Genomic DNA, 22,394 nt, shown 5'->3' on the forward strand with positions numbered 1-22,394 from the left:
AAATCTGGTATTCTGGTGGTGGGAGGCGCGCATGTTTATTGGGTGCAGTCGAGGTCTGGGAGCCATGATGGCGGGGCTAAGTCTCGCGATCTGCGCCGATTTTGCGGCGCAGGCCCAGACCGCTCAGACGGCTCAGCCCGCGCGTCTGGCCCAGCCCCAGACTACCCCTCGGCCCGATCAGCCGGTCGCGGCCGAGGTGGACTGGGAGGCCGTGCGCGCTGATGTGGCGCAACGTCAGAGCGTCGGGCGGCTGACGGCGGCGCGGGCTGTAAGCTTTCCGGTTCTGCCGCGCAATCTTGAAGCGGGCCAACCCATCGAGACCGAAGTGCCGATCCTGACGCCCGGTACGGCGGTCTTGGAATTTGAGCGTCAGGCCGACGTTTTGCTGTTCGCGCGCGGAGACTTTTACACGCTCGTCATCCAGGGCGAGGGCGTCATCATCGAGGTGTTCGGCACAAGGCTGGCTCATGCGCAGGTCGAAGATGCGAGAACCGCGCGCTTCCTGCGTGGATCAGGTCCTGAGGGCTATCGCACGACGCGCACGCGTTCGGGGCGAGAGCTGACCTTCAACCGCTATAATGTCGCCTATTCCATCACGCTCGAGTGTGATGCGCCTGAGCAGGACGTGCGCTGCGTCGAGCCGGAGTATGGCGAGCGATTGATGCAATCGCTGCAAGTCATGCCTGGAACACGCGGACGGGAGGGCGCGGGATGAACCGGCGTTCGGTCGACTACGCACTCGCGCTTCTGGTCGCCATATGCGGCGGCGCGGTGCTGGTGTTCTGGCCGCACGCTTCAGATGCGCCTGCCCCGGAAACGCCGCCTGCGCAGGAGACGCCGGCAGAGCCTGCAGATACACCGGACGATGAGCCTGCGGTAGAGGATGAGCCGCCTGAACAAGAGGCTGAACCTCCCGCCGAGCCGCCGGAGGAGCCTGAGGCGGACGGTCCTGTGGTGGATGCGTCAGGAGATCCGGTCTCTTTCATGCCGCCAGGCGATCTGACCCCCGGCAGCGGGGCAGGGCAAGCCGAACAGATCAATTATGTTCCGGGCATGCGCTTTCCCATGGAGGTTGGGCAGGCCTACGCCAATTCTCAAGTCTATGGCCATGGCGGCTATCTGGGGCCAGGCGGAGGGCAATGCGATGCGGCGAATTACGCGTATGCCTGGCGCGATAATTTTTGTGAAACGCGGTCATACTCCGCGCCGCTCTGTCCGTCCGGCACAGGGCATCAGGGACAGGACATTCGCCCCGCAACCTGTCAGGACGCGGTGCACTGGGCCGTGGCGGCTGATGACGGCGTGATCACATCTGTGGGCAGCTATTCTGTTCGGCTGATGAGTGAGGACGGCGTTCGCTACACCTATCTGCATCTGGAGCTCGACAGCTTGCAGGTGGCGCCCGGAGACGCCGTCAGCAAAGGTGAGCGATTGGGCTTCGTGTCTAACGAGTTTGGCGGCACGCCCACCACCATTCATTTGCACTTCGAGATCAAGATGGCGCTTGAGACGCCTCAGGGCCTGCAGACCGTCAATGTTCCGCCCTATGTCGCGCTCGTGGAGAGTTATCAGACACTGCTGACAGCAGGCGAGGGCGACCACGGTTAAGCGCCTGACGCGTATGATTAACGCATCCATAAGTGGAATAGTCGTTCCCTCCAAGTCTCTGTGACCAGGAGGAAAAGATGGCGGCGGCGCTCCCAAGTCAGGCTGTGACGGATCCGGACCCGAAAGAGGGTGGGGCGTCGGGACGGCAGTTATTGAGTTTTCTGGACAAGGCGGATCCCAACGGGGTGCGGGCCAAGGCGATCTGGTCGCAACTGGAGCCGGCCTTGCCGCGCATTCTGGATCATTTTTACACCCATATTCAGAACCAGCCGCATCTGAACGCAATCCTGCAAGGCTCCCAGCAGGGCGTGGCCAAGCTCAAGGCGTCACAGACCGAGCACTGGCGCGCCATGTTCTGCAGCCCGGTGGACGACGCCTTCGACGCGCGCGCCCGCAAGGTGGGTGAAGCGCATGTGCGCATCGGCTTGTCCTCAGACTGGTTCATCGCCGGCTACGGCGTCGTACTGATGGAGGCGATCCCCGCGATCTTGCAGGCGCACCGCTTTACGCCGCAGCGCGCCGCGGGCGATTTGCAGATCCTTATATCGCGCATGTACCTGGACATGGGCGTGGCGGACGCGACCTATTCCATGGGCGTCAATCAGCAAGAAAGCCAAAGCTGGCGCGAAGAGAATGACTATACGAGCCTGAGAACCGTCGCGAGTACGATTGTCGAACTCAATGAAGTGATGCTCAACCTGGCCGTCCTCAGCAGCTCGACCGCGAAAACCACTACGGGCAGTCATGCGATTTCAGACTCAGTGGGGCAGCTGGTCGCAGCCATGCAGCAGATCGCGGAGACCTCGCAATCCGCCTCCAGCGAGGCCGAGCAAACTCACAGCGCGCTGCGCGACGGCGTACAGAGCATGATGCAGGCCAAGTCCGCCATTACAAGCGTAAGCGGCGCCGCTCAACGCTCCACGGAAAGTCTCAAAGCGCTGCAGCAAGCCTCTCAGGAGATCACTGACTTTTTGGGGGTGATCCAGTCGATTTCTGATCAAACCAATCTTCTGGCGCTGAACGCCACCATCGAGGCCGCGCGCGCGGGCGAAGCGGGCAAGGGCTTTGCGGTCGTGGCCAGCGAGGTGAAAGCGCTGGCCAGCCAGGCCGCGTCCGCCACCGAGGATATTGGCGGCAAGATCGAAGCGCTGCAGCGCGGGATTGAAGCGATCAGCGCCGGCTTCTCTGAAACTCATGAAGCCTTGCAGACCGGCGAAAGCACGCTGGATGAAACCAGTGTTCAGATCGAGGAAGCCGGCAGTCGTATGGGTTCTGTGACGCGCGGGATGGGCGAGGTCGCCAGCATTCTTGAGCAGCAAAAAAACTCAAGCACCAAGATATCCGAGCATGCCGGCGAGATGTCGGAATTGACCGAAGACAACGCCGAGCGTCTGTCGGCTATCGCAGAAGCCTTGCGAGCGAGCAACTCGCGCTTCGCGGGCACGGCGGATCAATGGCATCGCAACGCGTCTGACCGGTCTTTGTGCGAAATGGCGAAAATCGACCACGTCTTGTTCAAAAAACGCGTGGTCGAGGTCGTGCTCGGCAAGGAGAGCTGGGCGTCGTCTGACGTGCCTGACCATCATAGCTGTCGGCTGGGCCGGTGGTTCGATTCGGCGGCCGATCAGGCGCTCAAGCAGATTGCTCCGATGCAGGCGCTCGAAGCGCCGCACGCCCGGGTGCATGAGGTCGCCCGAGCGGCGTTGAAGGCTCATGAAGCCGGCGATCAGGACCGCGCCATTGAAGAGCTCAAGGCGCTTGAAAGCGCCAGCAGCGAGGTGGTTCGCTTGCTGGAAGAGGTGGCTACGCATCTCAGCGCTGGCGAGACCAAGACGGATCGCCGCAAGGCAGATCGGACGCCTGCAACCGGCGACACAGTGGTGCTGATCACGGATGATGAACGCCGTGAAGTGAAGCTGGTGGATCAAAGCGAAGGCGGTTTCAAAGTGAAAGGTTTGACATCGGCCGATATCGGGCGCCATTTCCATCTGGAATACGGAGGCAAAACAATACCTTGCCAGGTTCGTTGGTCAGATGGCAAAGGGGGCGGATTACAAGTACGCTTTTAGCAATACACGCTTAGGTCAAATTATTTTCTCGCCCCGGGAGCCATCGCTTCCGGGGTTTTTGTATTGAGTTCAAGGGCTTGAGCGGGAACCCTCCAGTTATTTGCATATAATTCAGGAATCGTGGAAATGGTTCGTTAAGACAATTCGACGAATCTATTTATTAGATGAACTCAATATATGCATTCATTATTGAGCATCGCCTTGGATAAATAGGGGGCAGACATGCCAGCTTTCGCCGAACGGACGGATTTCACCCTGCGTGACCCTGGTGCTCTGGGGGCGTTGCTCGTTTATGATTGGCGTTTGCGAAAACTCCTGACTGATGACGAGGTGATCACCGAAGCGGTGGATCGGCCCGTCTCGACCGGCGTTCTGCGTCACCTGCAACGTCTGGGCTTCATCAAGGCGGTGCACGGCGTACGCCCACATGGCGGACGCATGCGGCTGTGGCCGATCGTGGAAGTGCTCAAACTTCAGATTGTTCTGGATCTGCGGCATCTCACTGGCGCGCGGTTGTCCGCCTGTGTGGATGCGCTCAATCTCGACCCGACCGCCATTGAACTGGCGGTTGACGACTGGGAGCGTCATGTCGGCGCGACCGGTGATGAGCGCAGCGCTGTCAGCCGGTCGTCCGCCGGCGCGCACCCGCTGGCCGATCAAGCTTTCATCACAGGCCTGGCGGCCGCATCCGTTCAGGCGTTTATCAGCCGCAGCGGGTTTGACACCGTGTCTGAACCGGCATTTCTTTTATAGCTTAACTAGCTTGCGCGGCGCTGCAGCAATTGCTTTCCTGATCAAAACCGGTTCGCATGAGCGAAAAGACCGATTGATCAGGGAGGCATATTGCCATGAGCGATATTCGTTTTGACGGGCGCGTAGCCATTGTCACCGGCGCGGGCGCGGGTTTGGGCCGGTCTCATGCGCTAGAGCTGGCGCGGCGCGGCGCCAAAGTGGTCGTCAATGATCTGGGCGGCGCGGTGGATGGCACCGGATCGTCTCTCAGCGCCGCCGAAACCGTCGTTGAAGAGATTAAGGCCGCCGGCGGCGAGGCCATCGCCAATGGCGCCAATGTCACCAAGCCTGATGAAGTCGCCGCCATGGTCGACGCCGCACGCGAGCGCTGGGGCAAGGTCGACATCCTGGTCAACAATGCCGGTATCTTGCGCGACAAGAGCTTCACCAAAATGAGCCTTGAGGACTTCCACGCCGTGATGGAGGTCCATCTGTGGGGCGCGGTCGTGTGCACCAAGGCGGTCTGGGATCACATGAAAGAGGCCGGTTATGGCCGAATCGTGATGACCAGCTCATCCTCTGGAATCTATGGCAATTTCGGCCAGTCCAACTATGGCGCCGCCAAGATGGGGGTTGTGGGCCTGATGAACGTCCTCCATCTGGAAGGGCGCAAGAACAACATCAAGGTCAACACCCTGTCGCCCACCGCCCATACCCGCATGACCGAAGGGCTGATCCCTGAAGAGGCCGCCAAGCTGATGACGCCCGAAAGCGTCACGGCGGGCCTGATCGCCTTGTGCGCCGAGACCGCGCCCGAACGCACCATTCTGTGCGCCGGCGCGGGCGGATACGCCGCCACCAAGATTTACGAGACGCCAGGCGTCTATCTCTCGCCAGAAGAGCAGACGGCGGAGAACGTCCTCGCCAATATGGACAAGATCACGTCTGAACACGGCCAGGAAGAGTTTGAAGAAGGCGCGCGCCAGACCTTCAAATTCATCCAGTACGCCGCCAAGCATTTCGACCTCGCCCTGGGCTAGGTCGCGCCCCTCAACGCCAGCAAAGGAGCCTCACCATGCGTGAAGCGCTTATCGTCTCCACCGCCCGTACGCCGATCGGCAAGGCCTATCGCGGCGCGTTTAACGACACCCAGGCCCAGGAACTGGGCGGTCACGCCATCAAGCACGCCGTGGAACGCTCCAAGGTCGCGCCTGACGAGATCGAGGATGTGATCATCGGCGCCGCCATGCAGCAGGGTTCGACCTTCCAGAATATCGGTCGTCAGGCCGCGATCCGCGCCGGCCTGCCCACCGCCGTGTCCGGCATGAGCATGGACCGTCAGTGCGCGTCGGGCATGATGGCGATCGCCACCGCCGCCAAGCAGATCATCTCTGACGGCATGAACGTCACCGTCGGCGGGGGGCTTGAGTCCATCTCGCTGGTGCAGAACGAGCATATGAACATCCACAAGGCGTTTGATCCGTGGATCAATGAGCACCGCCCGGACCTTTACATGTCCATGCTGGAGACCGCGGAAATCGTCGCAGAGCGCTATGGCGTGTCGCGCGAAGCCCAGGACGAGTACGCCCTGCAATCGCAACAGCGCACCGCCGCCGCTCAGGCTGCGGGCAAGTTTGACGACGAGATCGTGCCGCTGCCCTCCACCATGCTGGTCAAGGACAAGGCGACGGGCGAGATCTCCAAGCAACAGGTCACGCTCGAGAAGGACGAGGGCAATCGCCCCTCGACGACGCTGGAAAGCTTGCAGGGTTTGAACCCGGTCTTCGCTCACGGTCAGCAGATCAAGGAAGGCAAGTTCATCACCGCAGGCAATGCGTCCCAGTTGTCAGACGGCGGCTCTGCTGCGGTGCTGATGGAAGGCAAGGAAGCGGAAAAACGCGGTCTTGAGCCGCTGGGCGCCTATCGCGGCATCGCGGTGGCCGGTCTGGATCCCGATGAAATGGGCATTGGCCCGGTCTACGCTGTGCCGAAGCTCCTGAAAGCCAATGGCCTGACCATGGACGATATCGGTCTGTGGGAGCTCAATGAAGCGTTCGCCGTGCAGGTTCTGTACTGCCGCGACAAGCTGGGCATCCCCAACGAGAACCTGAACGTCAATGGCGGCGCGATCTCGGTGGGTCACCCCTATGGCATGTCGGGCGCCCGCATGGTCGGCCACGCCCTGATCGAGGGCAAACGCCGCGGCGCGAAATACGTCGTCTGCACCATGTGCGTGGGCGGCGGCATGGGCGCAGCCGGCCTGTTTGAAGTGCTGTAGTGCGCTGCAACGCCCTGAAGTGTTAAAGGCCGGCCTGGATCACCAGGCCGGCCTTTTTAACGGCGTCTCAGGGTCTGCAGTTCCTGGGACGCCGTATTATCAAACTGGATTTAGACGGCGTTCAGAGCGTAGCCGGCTGACCGCACCGTACGGATCGGGTCGAGTTCGCCGCCGATGCTGAGCGCCTTTCTCAGGCGACCAATATGCACGTCGACGGTGCGCGCCTCTACATAAACATCAGAGCCCCAAACAGCGTCTAGCAGTTGTTCGCGTGAGAACACCCGGCCGGGGTGCTGCATCAGATAGTCGAGCAGTCGAAACTCGGTCGGGCCGAGATGAATTTCCGTCTCGGCGCGCACCACGCGGTGGGCCACCCGGTCGATGGTGATGTCGCCGACATTGACGGTGTCTTCGGCCAGGCCGGGCCGGATGCGGCGCAGAACGGCGCGGACACGAGCGAACAGCTCTTTCATCAAGAAGGGTTTGACGATGTAGTCGTCCGCCCCTGTGTCGAGCCCGCGAATGCGATCCGCTTCCTCGCCGCGTGCGGTCAGCATGATGATCGGCAGGTTGCGCGTTTCATGACGGCTGCGCAGTCGGCGGCAGACCTCAATGCCCGAAATTTTCGGCAGCATCCAGTCGAGCACCACCACATCGGGTTGGCGCTCTTCGACCAGCATCATCGCCTCTTCGCCATCGGCGGCGAGGGAGACCCGGAAGCCTTCTTTTTTCAGATTGTACTGAAGCAGCTCGGACAGAGCGTCTTCGTCTTCTACGACCAGGACATGCGGTTGCATGGCGATCCCCTTCGCTAGGACGTTTCAGGACGAGGGCCGCGCGGCCGATCGGCCGTCAGCTCTTGCCCGGTAACCAGGTAATGGACCACTTCGGCGATATTGGTTGCGTGATCGCCGATACGTTCGAGATTCTTGGCAATGAACAGAAGGTGCGCACCGGGCTCGATCATCGAGCCGTCTTCACGCATGGCGGTGACGAGATCGCGGAACAGCGCATTGTAATGCTCGTCCACATCGTCATCGCGTTCCCAGACCGCCACGGCCCGGCTGGCTTCGCCGGTCGCGTAAGCGTCCAGAACCTGATGCAGATGGCTTTGCACCACCCGTCCCATCCGCTCCACGGCGCTGTTGAGGGCGGTGGGTTCGGACGCGTTCAGCGTATGCACCCGGCGCGCGATGGATTTGGCCAGATCGCCCACGCGCTCCAGATCCGCGACGATTTTCAGCGCCGAGATGCAGACGCGCAAATCCTGGGCGATGGGCTGACGCAAAGCGAGCAGGCGGATGATCTTCTTCTCGATATCGCGCTGCATCTGGTCCACCTGCGCGTCGCGCTGGCGCACCTCGTCGGCCAGGTCGCCGTCACGACTGGTCGCGGCGTGCAACGCATCCCTGACCATGCTCTCGGCCAGACCGCCCATGGCCGCCACGTCGGCGGTCAATTGTTCAAGCTCTTCAGAGAAGGCTTTGACGATGTGCGGCGCGTTATGCGTCGTGTTCATTGCGATGGCCTTTCAAAGGTCCGTTGCCGCGTGAGGCTTATCCAAAACGTCCGGTGATGTAGTCCTGCGTGCGTTGGTCGAGCGGGTTCGTAAAAATTTCCTCGGTCGGCCCGTATTCGACGAGCTTTCCAAGGTGGAAGAAGGCGGTCATTTGCGACACCCTGGCGGCCTGGGCCATGGAATGGGTGACGATGATCAGGGTGTAGTTCTCGCGCAGCTCGTCGATCAGTTCCTCGATGCGCGCGGTGGCGATCGGGTCGAGCGCGGAACACGGCTCGTCCATCAAGATGACTTCGGGGTTCACCGCGATGGCGCGCGCGATCACCAGACGCTGCTGCTGGCCGCCTGACAAGGAGGTGCCGGGATGGTGCAGACGGTCTGAGACTTCATTCCAGAGCCCGGCCTTGATCAAGCTGGTCTCGACAATGTCGTCCAGCTCGCTCTTGGTGTCGGCCAGACCGTGAATGCGTGCGCCATAGGCCACGTTCTCAAAGATCGACTTGGGGAAGGGGTTGGGTTTCTGAAACACCATCCCAACGCGGGCGCGCAGCACCACCGGATCCACATCGCGGCCGTTCACCTCTTCTGAATCAATGCGGATGGATCCGGTCACGCGCGCATTGTCGATGGTGTCGTTCATCCGGTTCAGGCAGCGCAGGAAGGTGGATTTGCCGCAGCCTGACGGGCCGATGCAGGCGGTGACCGCCCGATCAGGAATTTCCAGCGAGACGCCCTCAAGGGCCGGCTTGTCGCCATAGCGCACGCTGACGTCTTGCGTGGCCACCTTGATGGGGAGCTGCGCTGTCAGCGGGTGATAGCGCGTCGGCTCGCCCTGAGCTTCATAATCGGGTTTCATCAGTGTGTTCACCTTACCAGCGTCTCTCAAAGCGGCGCCGCAGATAGATGGCGACGGCGTTGAAGCTGATCAGCAGCGTCAACAGCGCCAGAATGGCGGCGGCGGTGCGCGCTTCGAAGGCGCGCTCTGCGCTTGAAGACCAGATATAAATCTGAACCGGCATGACCGTGGCCGGTTCCGTGAATCCCGCAAGCCCCAGCGTGGGCGGGTCGGCGATAAAGGCCACCATGCCGATCATAAGCAAGGGCGCGGTTTCGCCCAAGGCTTGCGCCAGACCGATGATGGATCCGGTGAGAATGCCCGGCATCGCCAAGGGCAGCACATGGTGGAAGACCGCCTGGGTGCGCGAGGCGCCGACGCCCAACGCCGCCTCTCGGATGGAGGGCGGGACCGCTTTCAATGAGGCGCGCGCGGAGATGATCACCGTGGGCAGCGTCATCAGGGCCAGCACCATGCCGCCCACCAGCGGCGCGGACCGCGGCAGGCCGAAGAGATTAATGAAGACCGCCAGTCCCAACAGACCGAAGACGATGGAGGGGACGGCGGCGAGATTGTTGATGTTCACCTCGATGAAATCGGTCAGCCGGTTCTTCGGCGCGAATTCTTCCAGATAGATCGCGGCCCCGACCCCGATCGGCACCGCCAGGAACATGGTGATGATCATGGTCAGCACCGAGCCTGCCAGCGCGCCGGCGACACCCGCCAGTTCAGGCTCGCGACTGTCGGCGTTGGTGAACAAGGTGGTGTTCAGCCCGTTCTGGACCAGACCGCGCTCTTTCAGGGCGCGGGCCCACACGATTTGCCGGTCGCTGATGCGGCGGGCGAAGGCGGGGGTTTCAATCAGCCAGAGCGACCAGCTCTCGGCCCTGCGGTCTGCGACATCCGGTTGGATCAGCCATTCCCCGGTCGCCTGCCGGGCGTCGGCGCGGATGTCATTGACCCTGAGAACCCCGCCTTGGGCGCGCAGCATCAAGGAGGCGGTCTGCGGGCCCAGGGTGATGACATTGTCCGACCGGGCTTCGGCGCTCAGTCGCTCGGCCAGCGCATCGGCCCGCCGGGCTTCGTAGTCCAGGCTGTCACGGGCGTCGGCGTCAATCTCGCTTTGCGCGGCCTGACGCGCGCGCATGGCGCGCTGACGGGCCTCGTCAGCGGCTTCTTCAAGACGCAGGCGCACAATGTCGACGAATTCGGCAAACACCGGGGCGGAGGTTTCAGAGCGGACCTCGACACGCCCGTCCGCAGACGGCGCGAGCGTGATCGGCGCCGCGCCGGGCAGGCGGCGTTCATCGGTGGTCAGGCCCTTGAGATACAGATCCGCGTCGTCAGAGAGCGGAAAGGAGAAGGGGACGCGCTGACCGATCAGCTCGGGGTCGGAAACCACCTGGTTGAGCAAGCCAGCGGCGTTGACGGCGCTGTAAAGCCCGTACAGTTCGCGCAGCTCGCTGACCGTGTCGGCTTCGGGGAATTGCTCGCGCAGGCTGTTCTGGATCAAGGTGTTGTACGCGCCGCGCCGCAAAGAAGCCTCGCTGCGATCACCGCGCGGATCAGCGATCTCGGCGCGGATCTCCACGTCCAGCATCATGCGGTGCGCGGTGAAGGCGGGCAGCGATTGTATGATGATCGAGCCCAGCAGCAGGCACAAAAACAACACGGCTGCGCTGATCGCCGCCAGTCCGTAGAACTGGAAACGCTGCTCAGCGCGATGCCGGCGGGCCAGGCGCGCCTGAACCGCGTCGCGGATGGACGGCGCGTTACTCATAGCGTTCCCGGAAGCGTTGCACCACGCGCAGCGCGATGATGTTCAAGATCAAGGTCATCACGAACAGCACCAGGCCCAGCGCAAAGGCGGAGAGGGTTTTGGGGCTGTCAAATTCCTGGTCGCCCGTCAGCAGCATGACGATCTGCACGGTGATGGTGGTCACTGATTCCAGCGGATTCGCCGTCAGGTTCGCGCCCTGTCCGGCGGCCATCACCACGATCATGGTTTCACCCACGGCGCGTGACACCGCCAGCAGCAGCGCGCCGACAATGCCGGGCAGGGCGGCGGGGAACACCACATGGCGCACGGTTTCGGACTTGGTCGCGCCCATGGCGTAGCTGCCGTCGCGCAGGGCCTGAGGCACGGCGTTGATGACGTCGTCAGACAGCGAGGAGACGAAGGGGATGATCATCACCCCCATCACCAGCCCGGCAGACAGGGCGGACTGGGTGACGGCGTCTTCATAGCCCAGCATCATGGCGAACTGGCGCAGGAACGGCCCCACCGTCAACAGCGCGAAGAAGCCGTAGACCACAGTGGGCACGCCGGCGAGGATTTCGAGCGCGGGCTTGGCCCAGGCGCGCATGCGCGGGCTGGCGTATTCCGACAGATAGATCGCTGACAAGAGACCGATCGGCGCAGCGACCATCATCGCGATCAGGGTGATCAGGGCGGTGCCGGCAAAGAGCGGCACAGCGCCGAAGGCCCCGGACTGGCCCACCTGATCGGCGCGAATGGCGATCTGCGGGCTCCAGTGCAAGCCGAACAGAAACTCGTGAATCCGCCAGTCGATGGAGGCGAAGAAGCGAATGGATTCAAACAAGAGCGAGAAGACGATGCCCAAAGTCGTCAAGATGGCGATGGCCGACGTCAACATCAGCGCCAGGCCGACCACGCCTTCCACCCGGTCGCGGGCGCGGAAATCCGCCCGAATGCGGGTGCGGGCGAAGGCCAGACCGGCCAGCGCCAGAGACAGGGCCACGCCCGCCGCGCTCCACCGAAACAGGTCTTCCCAGGGACGCAGCGCCAATGCGGCGGCGCGCACGTCTTCGGTGTTGCGGCTGGCGAGGCCTTCGTTAAAGGCCAGTGCGCGGGCGTCGGCGATGAACAGTTCGCGCCGTTCGTGCGGCGCCCGCCAGTATTCAAACCCGGCGCGGGCCCGGACGCCCGGCACGGTATGCGGCGCACGGGCGGCGACGGAGGCTGCGATCATGGCCCGGCTGGCCTCGCGCTCAGCGGCGATTTCATTGCGTTCAGCCGTCAACGACCCGAGCAGGCGCAAATAGCGCTGCGCATCCCCGCCCTCACGTTCAGCGCGAAACATGTCGTCGCGGGCGGCTTGCGCCTCGGCCTCGATCCGCGCCGTTTGTTGCGCCAGCGCCTGATAGTCCGCGTCTGCGGCGATCTGGGCTTCATATTCGCGGATCAGCGGCGCCGCTTCGCGCTCCAGCTCGCCAAAGGCCAGCGTGTTGACCAGGCTGGCGCCGAACAGGCCATAGACCGCAAGCAGGATGAAGGCGGGCAGGCCGGTCCATAAAGCGAGGTAATAGCCATAATAATTAGGCAGGGAATGCAACCAGGACGCACGCCCGTTCGACGCCGCGACAGCGCGGCGACGACCGACCAGAAATCCGACCGCTGTCAGCACCAAAAGCGCCAGGACAGCAAAGAGAGACGATTGCATGAACCCACCGGGTGAGGGATCGGTCCGTACGATGACGGATCAGGCCCTTTTCAGATTGATTGAGCCGGGAACATGGGCGGGATCGATCAATCCAATATGAAGGAACGATGACAGTTTCGTGACGTAGGCGGCCAGACTATCGCACCGCGCTGTCTTCCGTGCGGGGAAGATCGGGCTGCGTCGCGATGTTGGAGGCGGTCGCCACCGGGAAAAACACCGTGAAAACCGAACCGGTCTCAGGCGCGCTTTCAACGGTGAAACCGCCGCGGTGACGATTGACGATGTGCTTGACGATGGCGAGGCCCAGCCCGGTTCCTGAGGTCGGTCCGCTTTTCTGTCCGTCCACACGAAAGAAGCGTTCGGCCAGTCGCGGCAGATAGCGCCGTTCGATGCCGCCGCCCTGGTCCTGCACGCGCACCACGCCGAAGCGGGCGTCGGGGTCCAGCGCGGGAGCGGTCAGGGTCAGTCGCCCGGATTCAGGATCAATGCGGGCGCCCAGATGCTCGGCGGCGTCGCGGGAGACGCCATGACTGACGCTGATGTCGACCTGTGAGCCGTCGGGCGAATATTTAATGGCGTTCTGCACCAGGTTTTCGACCACCTCGTACAGCTGGTCGCGCTCGCCGCGCACCAGCGCTGTCTCGCTGTCGGCTTCTAACAGCTTGAGGGTGATGTTGCGCCGCGTCGCCACAGGGGCGAGCGCTTCGGCTACATCGGCGGTCAGCGCGTTGAGATCGACCTGGTCGGTAGGCGGCATGTGCTCGTTCATCTCAACCCGGCTGAGCGACAGCAGGTCATTGATCAGACGACGCATGCGTTCGGTCTGGACGGTCATGATCCCCAGGAACCGGTCGCGCGCCTCTTCATCATCGCGGGCGGGGCCGGACAGGGTCTCGATAAAGCCCGCGAGCGAGGCGAGCGGCGTGCGCAATTCGTGGCTGGCGTTGGCCAGAAAGTCCGCGCGCATCCGTTCCGCGCGCTTGGAGTTGGTGTCGTCGGCCAGCACCAGCATGGCGCGAAACGGCATCGGGCCGGGCGCGGACAGGCGGATCGGCTCGACGAAAGCGCGCACATGGCTTTCCAGCGGCGCCAGCGTGGAATACTCGACCGTCGCGCCACGATCGCCCCGCAAGGCCGCGCTCACCGCTTCCAGAACACGCGGCTGCCGCAACACGGTGGACAGCAGCCCGCGTTCCGATCCCAGGCCCAGAAAGGTGCGGGCTGCGGGATTGGCGCGCTCGATTCGTCCGCCGGCGCCGATCAGCAAAACCGGGATGGGTAGACGCTCCAGCATGGTGACGCTGGCTTCGCCCTCAAGATCGCGCGGCGCGTTCACAGCTGTCGGGCGCGGATGCGGCTCAGCGGTGGTCAAGGCGGTGAGATAATAGATTAAACCCAAGGCGATAAAGGCCAGCCCGCCCCCCAGAAAAGCGCCGCCCGAGAGTTCGCCCGCCATCGTCAGAACCAGCATGACGCTGAGTCCGATTGACGCCGTCAGGGCGATATCGCGCCGGCGCGGACGGTCACCTTTGAGGCGCTTTTGAGGGGGGGAGCGGTCATCAGTCATGCCCTTTCGTAGCATGGGAATGTGACACCTCGGAAACCCTTGTTGTTTTATGGATTCAGCCGGCCACGATGTGGCGGCCAGTGTCTAAATTTTTTGTAATTCGAGAAACTTTTAGCGTTTTTCGATAATCTTTGATTGACTTTCGAGAGCGCGCTTTTAGGGTGCAATTCAGGTTTTGTACTTTTTGTTCGGGGGAGGGCCCGTGTCCCTTTTGCGTATTTCACCGTTTTTTGCGCCTTTGCTGCTGGGCGCTTGCGCCAGCGTCGTCACGCCAGGCGCATCGGACCTTGTCGTTTCTCCAGAAGCGTTTTCAGCCATCCCGTCAGAGATGGATGCGTCCGCGTCTGACTGGATCGCCGCGTTTGAGGATCCTGTTTTGCAGGCTCTGGTCTCTGAAGCGCTCGACGCCAATCCCAGTGTCGCGGCCGCGCTCGCCAACTATGATGCGGCGCAGGCCGGGGCGCGGGTGTCCGGGGCGGCGCGTTTGCCGTCTCTGGACGCATCGGGCGGCTATACTGATCGGACACCGGGCAATACGGGTTGGTCGTCAGGGCTTGACGCCAGCTGGCAGGCCGATGTCTGGGGCCGATTGAGCGATCAGGCCCGCTCCGGCGCGTTGACGGCTGAAGCCGCCCGCGCGGACTGGTACGGGGCTCGGTTGTCGATCGCCGCCTCTGTGGCGCGCTCCTGGTACGCCCTGATCGGCGCCAGCCAGCAAGCTGCGCTCGCTCAGGCCGATGTCGAGGCGCGCACCAATCAGCTTGAAATCGTCGAGCGCCGTTTCCAGCGCGGCGTCGTCCGTTCCTCGGACGTGCGCACCGCGCGCTCTGCTCTGGCGTCCTCTGAAGCCACTTTGGCCTCGCGTCAGCGGGCGCTGTCCAATGCGGCGCGCGTGCTGGAAGTGAATCTGGGCCGGTATCCCTCCGCCCAGATCCTGCCGGCGGAAGATCTGCCGACGCTGGGCGCCTTGCCCAATCCGGGCCGCCCCGAAGCCATGCTGTCGCGTCGCCCTGACGTGGTGGCGGCGCAGGCGCGTTTGGCGGCGGCGGGTTATTCCGCGTCTGCGGCGCAAAAAGCGCTCTATCCCGGTCTGAGCCTGAGCGCCAGTCTGGGCGATGGCGGCGCCGATCTGGCCGATGCGCTTGATTTTGACGATCTGGTCCGCACCGTCGCGGGGTCCATCACCGCGCCGATCTTCCAGGGCGGCCGCCTGCGCGCACAACGCGATCAGGCTGACGCCCAGGCCGAGCAGCTGTCCGCCCGGCTGGTGAGCACGGCGCTGACGGCGCTGCGTGAAGCGGAGGACGCCATCGAGGCGGATCGCCGTCTGGACCAGCGTGTCGCGGCCCTGACCGTGGCGGCGGATGAAGCCCGTGAAGCGCTGGCGCTGGTCGAGCGTCAGTACGCGTCGGGATTGTCGACGATTTTTGAATTGATTGACGCGCAGACGCGACAGATCTCCGCGCAATCGCAACTCATCACAGCGCGCAATGACCGGGTCGATAACCGGATCGCGCTGCATCTGGCCATTGCGGGCGATTTTCGCGCCGCCGGCGGCGTCACTGCATCCAATATCGAGAACTAGGACATCATAAGACCGGCATACCGGTCAGGGGACAAAAGAGGTTGGTCATGAGCAAGTTTGTTGGACGAATTCTGATTTTAGGGCTGCCGGTCGCGGTGCTCTTCGCATTCATCTTTATCTACATCGTGCTGGCGGCTGCGGCGCCGCAAGCGGAACGCGCGGAGATCGTCGCGCGGCCGTCCGCGGTGTTCGTCACCGAAGCCGCGCGGAGCCCGGTGCAATTGTCGGTCACCACCCAGGGCGAGGTCACCCCGCTCACCGAGATCGATTTGACGGCGCAAGTGTCAGGCCGGATCACCTATGTGAATCCCAATTTCGTGGATGGCGGGTTCTTTGAGGCCGGCGAAGTGCTGGTTCGCCTGGAAGACGCTGACTATCGCCTGGCGGTCACCCGCGCCGAGGCTCTGGTCGCCCAGAGCCGTCAGGCGCTGGTGCGTGAACAGGCCGAAGCCGAGCTGGCGCGTGAAGAATGGGCGTCGCTGGGCGAAGGCGAAGCCAGCGCGCTGACCTTGCGCGAACCGCAAATGGCTGAAGCCCGCGCCCAACTGGCCTCGGCTCAAGCCACTCTGGATGAAGCCCGGCTCAATCTGAGCCGCACCCGCATCACCGCGCCGTTTGAAGGCCGGGTGCGCGCCAAATCCGCCGATCTGGGTCAGTATGTGGGCCCGGGCGCGCGACTGGGCCGCGTGTTCGCCACCAATCGGGTGCAAGTGCGCCTGCCGCTGACGAACGCGGAACTGGCCACCTTGAACCTGCCGCTGGCGTTTCAGGCCAATGAGAGCAATCCGGGCCGCCCGGCGCATCTGAGCGCGAACGTGGCGGGGCAGGTGCGAAACTGGGAAGGTCTGCTGGTGCGCTCTGAAAGCGCCATCGACCCGCAAACCCGCACCATGAGCGCGATCATCGAGATCGAAGATCCTTATGGTGAAGCTGCTGAAACGGCTGGCGCGCCGCTGGCTGTGGGCTTGTTCGTCACCGCCCGTATTGACGGTCGCGAACTGGACAACGCCATCGTGTTGCCGCGCAGCGCCTTGCGCGGCGCTGACCAGGTCTTTGTGGCGCAGCTGGACGGCACGTTGGCCATCCATCGCGTGACGGTGATCGACACCAGTGCGGAACGCGTGGTCGTGACCGCTGGCGTTGAGCCGGGCGACCGCATCGTCACCTCGCCGCTGCGCGGCGCCGCGAACGGCATGCTGGTGCGCGCGCTGGACGCCAATGGCGATCCGCTCGACCCCGAGCCTGAAGCCGAAGACGAGTCTGAGGATGAACCCGCTACCGATGCCATGGTCGAACAGACCGCCACCGCATCGCGGGCCAATTAATCAGGATTGAGGAGAACGATCATGGTTCATAATCCTGAACATGACCAACACACCGGCATCCTGGCCTGGTGGGCCAAGAATTCGGTGGCCGCCAACCTTTTGATGCTGATCGCGCTGATCGGCGGCGTTGTGGGGTATTTCTCCATGCAACGCGAGAACAACCCTGGCGCCGTCTTCCCCGGCGCGTCGATCTCGGTCGCCTGGCCGGGCGCGTCGCCCCAGGAAATCGAAGAGCAGATCATCGTGCGCATCGAGGAAGCGCTGAGCGATCTGGACGGGGTGGACGAATTGTCCGCCGTCGCCCGCGAAGGCTCGGGCTCGGTCTATGTGTCCGGTCTGCCCAGCCAGGAAGCCTCAGCCTTCATTGACGAGATCAAGCTGCGCGTGGACTCCATCAACAATCTGCCGCGCGAATCTTATCGCCCGCAGGTCTCGCGCTGGCAGAATTCCGATCAGATCGCCGGCTTCGCCTTGCATGGCGAGGTCTCGCGCCGCGATCTGCAACGGATCGCCCGTGAAATCCGCAACGAGATCTCCTCCACCATTCCCGGCGCCTCTCTGGTCGAGATCATGGGCACGCTGGGCGAGGAAGTCGCGATTGAAGTGTCGGAAGAAGACATGCGCCGTTATGGCGTGGGCTTCGCCGAGATCGCCCAGGCGATCGCCAACACCTCCATCAACACCTCAGCGGGTTCGGTCCGCACCGATCTCGGGGATGTGCGCATCGCCTCGCGCGAGCTGGCGGACACCGCCTATGACTTTGAAAACATCATCGTGCGTCAGACGCCTGACGGCGGGGTGGTGCGTGTCGGCGATGTCGCGACCGTGCTCGACGGACTGGTGGACGCCAATCTGAACGCCACCTTCAATGGCGAGCAAATGGTGATCATCGCGATCCGCTCCACCGGCAGCTCGGACATCATCGATGTCTCCAACGCCATGAAGGAGTATCTCGAGCGCAAGAACACCGAACTGCCCTCCACCGTGCAGTTGTCGGTCTGGTGGGACGGCGCGGACCAGTTCAATTCGCAATTGCAGGTGATCGGCTCGTCCGCCCTGCTGGGGCTGGTGCTGGTGCTGGGCATTCTGGTGCTCTTCCTGCGGCCTGTCGTGGCGCTGTGGGTGACCATCGGCATCGCCACCGCCTTCGCCGGCGCCTTCCTGGTGCTGCCGATGATCGGGCTGACGCTCAACTTCCTGTCGCTGTTCGCCTTCCTGATCGTGATCGGGGTGGTGGTCGATGACGCCATCATCGTGGGCGAAAATATTCATGCCCGTGTTGAGCGGGGCGAACAGGGCCTGACCGCGGCGGTGGTGGGCGCCCAGATGGTCGCCAAGCCCGTGGTGTTCGCCGTGATCACCACCATGATGGCGTTCGCGCCCTGGATGATGCTGTCAGGACCTGAAGTTCAATTCACCCGCCAGATCTCGCTGGTGATCATCGCAGCGCTCAGCTTCTCGCTGATTGAATCGCTGTTGATCCTTCCGGCGCACCTGGCGCATATCAAACCCCAGCGCACGGACGGGTTCTTCGGGCCTTTCCTGAAGTTCCAGGCGATGATCGCCGATAGCCTGCTTGGCTTTGCACACGCGGTGTACGCGCCGATCCTGGCGACGGCGATCCGCCTGCGCTACGCCACTTTGACCTTCTTTATCGGGGTCTTCGGCCTGGCCATCGCCCTTCAGATGAACGGTTATGTGAAGTCCGCCTTCATGCCGGAAATCGAGAGCGACCTGATCCGGGTCAACATCCAGCTGGCTGAAGGCACGCCCTGGTCGCGCACCGATGAGATCCGGGCGCGTCTGGACGAGGCCGAACTGGAAGTTCAGCACGCCTATCGCGAAGAATTCCCGGGCGAGAATGATATGATCCGCTCGCGCTCCACCCTCGCCACGGATGGCGCGGTGCGGGCCTGGATCAACATCGCCCCGCCGGAAAATCGTCCGGGCCGCGTGCCCACGGCGGACGTGGCGCAGCGTCTGCGCGACGCTCTGGGTCCGGTGCCGGACGCCGAGGAAATCCGCTTCGAAGCGACGCTGAACGGCAATGGTCCGGCGATCCAGTTCGCCATCAACCACCCCGATCTTGACGTGCTGCGGACGGCGGCGGCGGAGCTGCGCCAGCATCTGGCGACGTTTGAGACCACCTATGACATCGTCGACAATCTGCAATCCTCCGCTGACGAGCTGCGCCTGACGCTGCGTCCCGACGCCCGGGCGCTGGGTCTGACGCTGGCGGATGTGACCCGCCAGGTCGGCCAGGCCTTCTATGGCTATGAAGTCCAGCGCCTGCCGCGCGACGGCGAGGATGTGCGGGTGATGGTCCGCTATCCGCGGGAGGCTCGGAACAGCCTGGATGCGGTGAACAATCTGCGCATCCGCACCAATGATGGTCGGGAAGTGCCGCTGGCGGCCGTGGTCGACGCCGATTTCGCGCCGGGGATCAATCAGATCCGCCGTCGGGAGCGTCAGCGCACCGTGACGGTCAGCGCAGAACTGACCGACAATGACGCGGCGGCCAGCATCCGCGAGGAGCTGCAAGAAGAGTTCTTCCCGCAATGGGAAGAGCGCTATCCGGGCATCTCCACCGGCGCCATCGGCGAGGCGGAGGGCGAAGCCCAGTTCCTGGCCGAAGTCATCCAGTATCAGCTGATGATGCTCGTGATGATGTATGTGCTGCTGGCGGTGGCCTTTAAGTCCTACGCCCAGCCCATCATGATCATGACCGCCATCCCCATGGCCTATGCGGGGGCGGTGTTCGGTCACCTGATCCTGGGCGAGCCCTTCGCGCTGTTCTCCATGTTCGGCATCGGGGCGGCGGCCGGGATCGTGATCAACGACAACCTGGTGCTGGTGGACTTCGTGAACCGGCTGCGCGACCGCGGCGTCGGCGCCATGCAGGCGCTGGTGGATGCGGGCGTGCAACGCTTCCGTCCGATCCTTCTGACGACCGTCACCACGTTTATCGGCATCCTGCCGATGATCGCAGAACGCTCCACGGCGGCGCAGTTCCTGAAGCCGATGGTGATTTCACTGGGCTTCGCGGTGATCTTCGCCTTGTTCCTGACCTTGCTGATGGTGCCGGCGCTCTATGCGATCGGCGCGGATATCGGCCGCTTCTTCAAAGGTCTGTGGACCGGCGAGAAACAGCCGCGGGTCGGCGAGAGCTATATCGGCCATGACTCTGGACCGGACGGCGTGGATGTCGGCCATCCTGAAGAGGGTGCGGCTCCGGCTGAATAAAACCCTCGACTGACTGCCGCGCGGGGCTCCGCCTCACTGGCTTCGCGCGGCAGCTTTCTACTCAGACGCCACGCTTTTTCAGGCGTCCGCACAAAAAATCTCAAAGGGGAATAGTATGAAACATCTTATGACCGGCGCTGCGTTCATCGTGCTCGCCGCCGCGGCGCCCGCTTTCGCTGTTCAAGACCCGGTTCTGGGCGATTTCGGCTTTGACGCCACCGGCATGAACGCCGCGCTCGATCCGGGCGATGATTTCTTCCAGTACGCCAACCAGGCCTGGCTCGAACGTACGGAAATCCCGTCCGACCGGTCCAATTACGGCATGTTCACCAAGCTCGCCATCGAAGCGGATGAGCATGTGCGTGAGATTATTGATGAAGCCGCCGCCACCGACGCCGCCATGGGCTCGAACGCCCAGCTGGTGGGCGATCTGTTCAAGTCCTGGATGGATGCGGACGCGATCAATGCACGCGGTCTGGCCCCGGCCCAGCCCTATCTCGACGAGATCAACGCGTCCAATAACTGGGAGGATTTCGCCCGCCTGTTCGCCACGGTCCATTATGCCTCGCCCTGGGGCGTGGGCGTGATCCCCGACCCCGCCGACACCAGCCGCTACACCCTCTATATGGGGCAGGGCGGTCTGGGGCTGCCTGATCGCGATTACTATCTGGAAGACGATGAGTCTTCGGCCCGCTATCGTGAGGCCTATCTCGCCTATATCGAGCGCATTTTTGATCTGGCCGGCCTTGACGGCGGCGCCGACAAGGCCCAGGCGATCCTGGCGCTGGAAACCGCGCTGGCCGAGGTTCACTGGACCCAGGAGCGCACCCGCGAGATCACCGAGATCTACAATGTGATGACGCTCGATGAAGTGGTCGAGCTCGCGCCGCAATTTGATTTCCGCGCCAATCTCGAGCGTTTCGGTCTGGGCGGCCAGGACAGCTTCATGGTCGCCACGCCAAGCGCCATCGCGGACGCCGGTGAGATCTTCTCCAGCACGGATCTGGACACGCTCAAGGCCTATATGACCTTCCATTTCCTGTCTGACCGGGCCAGCTGGCTGGGCGATGATTTTGATCAGGCCAGTTTCGAGTTCTTCTCACGCACCCTCAATGGCGTCGAAGAGCAACGCGATCGCGACAAGCGCGGCGTGGATCTGATCGGCGGCGCGCTGGGCCATGCCGTGGGCCAGATCTATGTGGACCGCCACTTCCCGCCTGAGTCCAAAACCCAGATGGATGAGCTGGTGCTGGGCTTGCGCGAGGCCTTCCGCATTCGTCTTGAGAATCTGAGCTGGATGGATGACGAGACCCGCGTTCAGGCGCTGGAGAAACTCTCCACCTTTGAATCACGCGTGGGCTATCCGGAAGTCTGGGACACCTATGAGGGTCTCGTGATTTCAGCGGATGATTATTTCGGCAACCGCATCCGCATGGCGGAACTGGGCTGGGCGGAGCAGCTTGAAGATCTCGCCGGTCCCGTGGATCGCCGCGAATGGAACTGGCCGCCGCAGATCGTCAACGCCAGCTATAATCCGCTTCTGAACCAGATCACCTTCCCCGCCGGCATCCTGCAGGCGCCGTTCTTTGATCCGAACGCCGACATGGCGGTCAATTTCGGCGGCATCGGCGCGGTGATCGGCCACGAGATCGGCCACGGCTTTGACGATCAGGGCCGCCGCTTCGACGCCCAGGGCCGGATTCGTGACTGGTGGACGCCGGAAACCAATGAACGGTTCGTGGAACGCTCTGACGCGCTGGTCGCCCAGTATGACACGTTCGAGCCGCTTGAGGGTTACACCGTCAATGGCCGGTTCACCCTGGGTGAAAACATCGGCGATCTGGGCGGAATGGAAATGGCGTACTCCGCCTGGCGCGCCTATGTGGACGAGCATTATGACGGCGAAGCCCCAGTCATTGACGGCTTCACCGGCGATCAACGCTTCTTCCTGGGCTGGGCTCAGGTCTGGCGGCGTCTGTATCGCGAAGACAACCTCATCAGCCGCCTGCGCACCGATCCGCACAGCCCGTCGGAATATCGGGTGAATGGCGTAGTGCGCAATATCGACGCCTGGTACGCCGCCTTTGAGGTGGATGAGAGCGATGATCTCTACCTGCCGCCCGAGCAACGCGTTTCGATCTGGTAGACCAGCCTCTGATCGAAACCGTT

At 63.0% G+C, this 22,394-nt stretch carries 16 protein-coding genes; 10 read left to right on the plus strand and 6 right to left on the minus strand.

The annotated features are described in order from the left end of the window. Nucleotides 1-31 precede the first annotated feature (31 nt). The 6 genes from ACQ66J_RS10040 to ACQ66J_RS10065 all read left to right on the plus strand — a co-directional run bounded on the left by ACQ66J_RS10040 (nt 32) and on the right by ACQ66J_RS10065 (nt 6,687). Nucleotides 32-715 (plus strand): hypothetical protein, encoded by a 684-nt coding sequence (locus ACQ66J_RS10040; RefSeq protein ID WP_430431523.1) that lies wholly within the window; start codon nt 32-34, stop codon nt 713-715. Further along, on the plus strand, nt 712-1,608 hold the full coding sequence (locus ACQ66J_RS10045; RefSeq protein ID WP_430431524.1) for a M23 family metallopeptidase: 897 nt from the start codon (nt 712-714) through the stop codon (nt 1,606-1,608). The genes ACQ66J_RS10040 and ACQ66J_RS10045 overlap by 4 nt, the downstream gene beginning before the upstream one ends. Before the next feature lie 77 nt (nt 1,609-1,685). After that, nucleotides 1,686-3,677, plus strand: a complete 1,992-nt coding sequence (locus ACQ66J_RS10050; RefSeq protein WP_430431525.1) for a methyl-accepting chemotaxis protein — start codon at nt 1,686-1,688, stop codon at nt 3,675-3,677. Between the two features lie 222 nt (nt 3,678-3,899). Next, complete coding sequence (locus ACQ66J_RS10055; RefSeq protein WP_430431526.1) at nt 3,900-4,430, plus strand: hypothetical protein; 531 nt, start codon at nt 3,900-3,902, stop codon at nt 4,428-4,430. A 95-nt stretch (nt 4,431-4,525) separates the two neighbouring features. Further along, entirely contained in the window at nt 4,526-5,449 is a 924-nt protein-coding gene (locus ACQ66J_RS10060) for an SDR family NAD(P)-dependent oxidoreductase (protein WP_430431527.1), read from the plus strand. Nucleotides 5,450-5,484: 35 nt separating this feature from the next. Next, nucleotides 5,485-6,687, plus strand: coding sequence for an acetyl-CoA C-acyltransferase (locus tag ACQ66J_RS10065; RefSeq protein ID WP_430431528.1), 1,203 nt, complete (start codon nt 5,485-5,487; stop codon nt 6,685-6,687). A 110-nt stretch (nt 6,688-6,797) separates the two neighbouring features. Here ACQ66J_RS10065 and phoB read toward each other — a convergent pair whose 3' ends face one another. The 6 genes from phoB to ACQ66J_RS10095 all read right to left on the minus strand — a co-directional run bounded on the left by phoB (nt 6,798) and on the right by ACQ66J_RS10095 (nt 14,072). After that, the gene (gene phoB / locus ACQ66J_RS10070) at nt 6,798-7,484 is read right to left on the minus strand and encodes a phosphate regulon transcriptional regulator PhoB (protein WP_375549893.1); all 687 of its coding nucleotides are present in this window, start codon (nt 7,482-7,484) and stop codon (nt 6,798-6,800) included. A gap of 14 nt (nt 7,485-7,498) precedes the next feature. Continuing rightward, nucleotides 7,499-8,206, minus strand: coding sequence for a phosphate signaling complex protein PhoU (gene phoU, locus ACQ66J_RS10075; RefSeq protein WP_375549892.1), 708 nt, complete (start codon nt 8,204-8,206; stop codon nt 7,499-7,501). Nucleotides 8,207-8,243: 37 nt separating this feature from the next. Then, the gene (pstB, locus tag ACQ66J_RS10080) at nt 8,244-9,062 is read right to left on the minus strand and encodes a phosphate ABC transporter ATP-binding protein PstB (RefSeq protein ID WP_430432247.1); all 819 of its coding nucleotides are present in this window, start codon (nt 9,060-9,062) and stop codon (nt 8,244-8,246) included. Between the two features lie 13 nt (nt 9,063-9,075). Continuing rightward, complete coding sequence (pstA, locus tag ACQ66J_RS10085) at nt 9,076-10,821, minus strand: phosphate ABC transporter permease PstA (RefSeq protein WP_430431529.1); 1,746 nt, start codon at nt 10,819-10,821, stop codon at nt 9,076-9,078. Next, a complete protein-coding gene (gene pstC, locus ACQ66J_RS10090; RefSeq protein WP_430431530.1) occupies nt 10,814-12,505 on the minus strand; it encodes a phosphate ABC transporter permease subunit PstC in 1,692 nt (563 codons plus the stop codon). Before pstC ends, pstA begins: the two co-directional genes overlap by 8 nt. A 136-nt stretch (nt 12,506-12,641) precedes the next feature. Then, nucleotides 12,642-14,072: a sensor histidine kinase gene (locus ACQ66J_RS10095; RefSeq protein ID WP_430431531.1), complete on the minus strand. Its 1,431-nt coding sequence runs from the start codon at nt 14,070-14,072 to the stop codon at nt 12,642-12,644. Between the two features lie 202 nt (nt 14,073-14,274). Here ACQ66J_RS10095 and ACQ66J_RS10100 point away from each other — a divergent pair, with 202 nt between their 5' ends. From ACQ66J_RS10100 to ACQ66J_RS10115, 4 genes are all read left to right on the plus strand, one after another. Beyond that, nucleotides 14,275-15,657: an efflux transporter outer membrane subunit gene (locus ACQ66J_RS10100; RefSeq protein WP_430431532.1), complete on the plus strand. Its 1,383-nt coding sequence runs from the start codon at nt 14,275-14,277 to the stop codon at nt 15,655-15,657. A gap of 47 nt (nt 15,658-15,704) precedes the next feature. Beyond that, nucleotides 15,705-16,982, plus strand: a complete 1,278-nt coding sequence (locus ACQ66J_RS10105; protein WP_430431533.1) for an efflux RND transporter periplasmic adaptor subunit — start codon at nt 15,705-15,707, stop codon at nt 16,980-16,982. Between the two features lie 21 nt (nt 16,983-17,003). Continuing rightward, nucleotides 17,004-20,225, plus strand: coding sequence for an efflux RND transporter permease subunit (locus ACQ66J_RS10110; protein ID WP_430431534.1), 3,222 nt, complete (start codon nt 17,004-17,006; stop codon nt 20,223-20,225). A gap of 115 nt (nt 20,226-20,340) precedes the next feature. Beyond that, nucleotides 20,341-22,371, plus strand: a complete 2,031-nt coding sequence (locus tag ACQ66J_RS10115; RefSeq protein WP_430431535.1) for a M13 family metallopeptidase — start codon at nt 20,341-20,343, stop codon at nt 22,369-22,371. Nucleotides 22,372-22,394: the final 23 nt, after the last annotated feature.

This window comes from Oceanicaulis sp., from assembly GCF_965284345.1.
Classification (GTDB): Bacteria; Pseudomonadota; Alphaproteobacteria; order Caulobacterales; family Maricaulaceae; genus Oceanicaulis; species Oceanicaulis alexandrii_A.

What these genes read in the sequence shown, in the direction of transcription:
- ACQ66J_RS10040 (WP_430431523.1), top strand. Translation starts at nt 32, where the DNA reads ATGTTTATTGGGTGCAGTCGAGGTCTGGGAGCCATGATGGCGGGGCTA.
- ACQ66J_RS10045 (WP_430431524.1), top strand. Translation starts at nt 712, where the DNA reads ATGAACCGGCGTTCGGTCGACTACGCACTCGCGCTTCTGGTCGCCATA.
- ACQ66J_RS10050 (WP_430431525.1), top strand. Translation starts at nt 1,686, where the DNA reads ATGGCGGCGGCGCTCCCAAGTCAGGCTGTGACGGATCCGGACCCGAAA.
- ACQ66J_RS10055 (WP_430431526.1), top strand. Translation starts at nt 3,900, where the DNA reads ATGCCAGCTTTCGCCGAACGGACGGATTTCACCCTGCGTGACCCTGGT.
- ACQ66J_RS10060 (WP_430431527.1), top strand. Translation starts at nt 4,526, where the DNA reads ATGAGCGATATTCGTTTTGACGGGCGCGTAGCCATTGTCACCGGCGCG.
- ACQ66J_RS10065 (WP_430431528.1), top strand. Translation starts at nt 5,485, where the DNA reads ATGCGTGAAGCGCTTATCGTCTCCACCGCCCGTACGCCGATCGGCAAG.
- phoB (WP_375549893.1), bottom strand. Translation starts at nt 7,484, where the DNA reads ATGCAACCGCATGTCCTGGTCGTAGAAGACGAAGACGCTCTGTCCGAG.
- phoU (WP_375549892.1), bottom strand. Translation starts at nt 8,206, where the DNA reads ATGAACACGACGCATAACGCGCCGCACATCGTCAAAGCCTTCTCTGAA.
- pstB (WP_430432247.1), bottom strand. Translation starts at nt 9,062, where the DNA reads ATGAAACCCGATTATGAAGCTCAGGGCGAGCCGACGCGCTATCACCCG.
- pstA (WP_430431529.1), bottom strand. Translation starts at nt 10,821, where the DNA reads ATGAGTAACGCGCCGTCCATCCGCGACGCGGTTCAGGCGCGCCTGGCC.
- pstC (WP_430431530.1), bottom strand. Translation starts at nt 12,505, where the DNA reads ATGCAATCGTCTCTCTTTGCTGTCCTGGCGCTTTTGGTGCTGACAGCG.
- ACQ66J_RS10095 (WP_430431531.1), bottom strand. Translation starts at nt 14,072, where the DNA reads ATGACTGATGACCGCTCCCCCCCTCAAAAGCGCCTCAAAGGTGACCGT.
- ACQ66J_RS10105 (WP_430431533.1), top strand. Translation starts at nt 15,705, where the DNA reads ATGAGCAAGTTTGTTGGACGAATTCTGATTTTAGGGCTGCCGGTCGCG.
- ACQ66J_RS10110 (WP_430431534.1), top strand. Translation starts at nt 17,004, where the DNA reads ATGGTTCATAATCCTGAACATGACCAACACACCGGCATCCTGGCCTGG.
- ACQ66J_RS10115 (WP_430431535.1), top strand. Translation starts at nt 20,341, where the DNA reads ATGAAACATCTTATGACCGGCGCTGCGTTCATCGTGCTCGCCGCCGCG.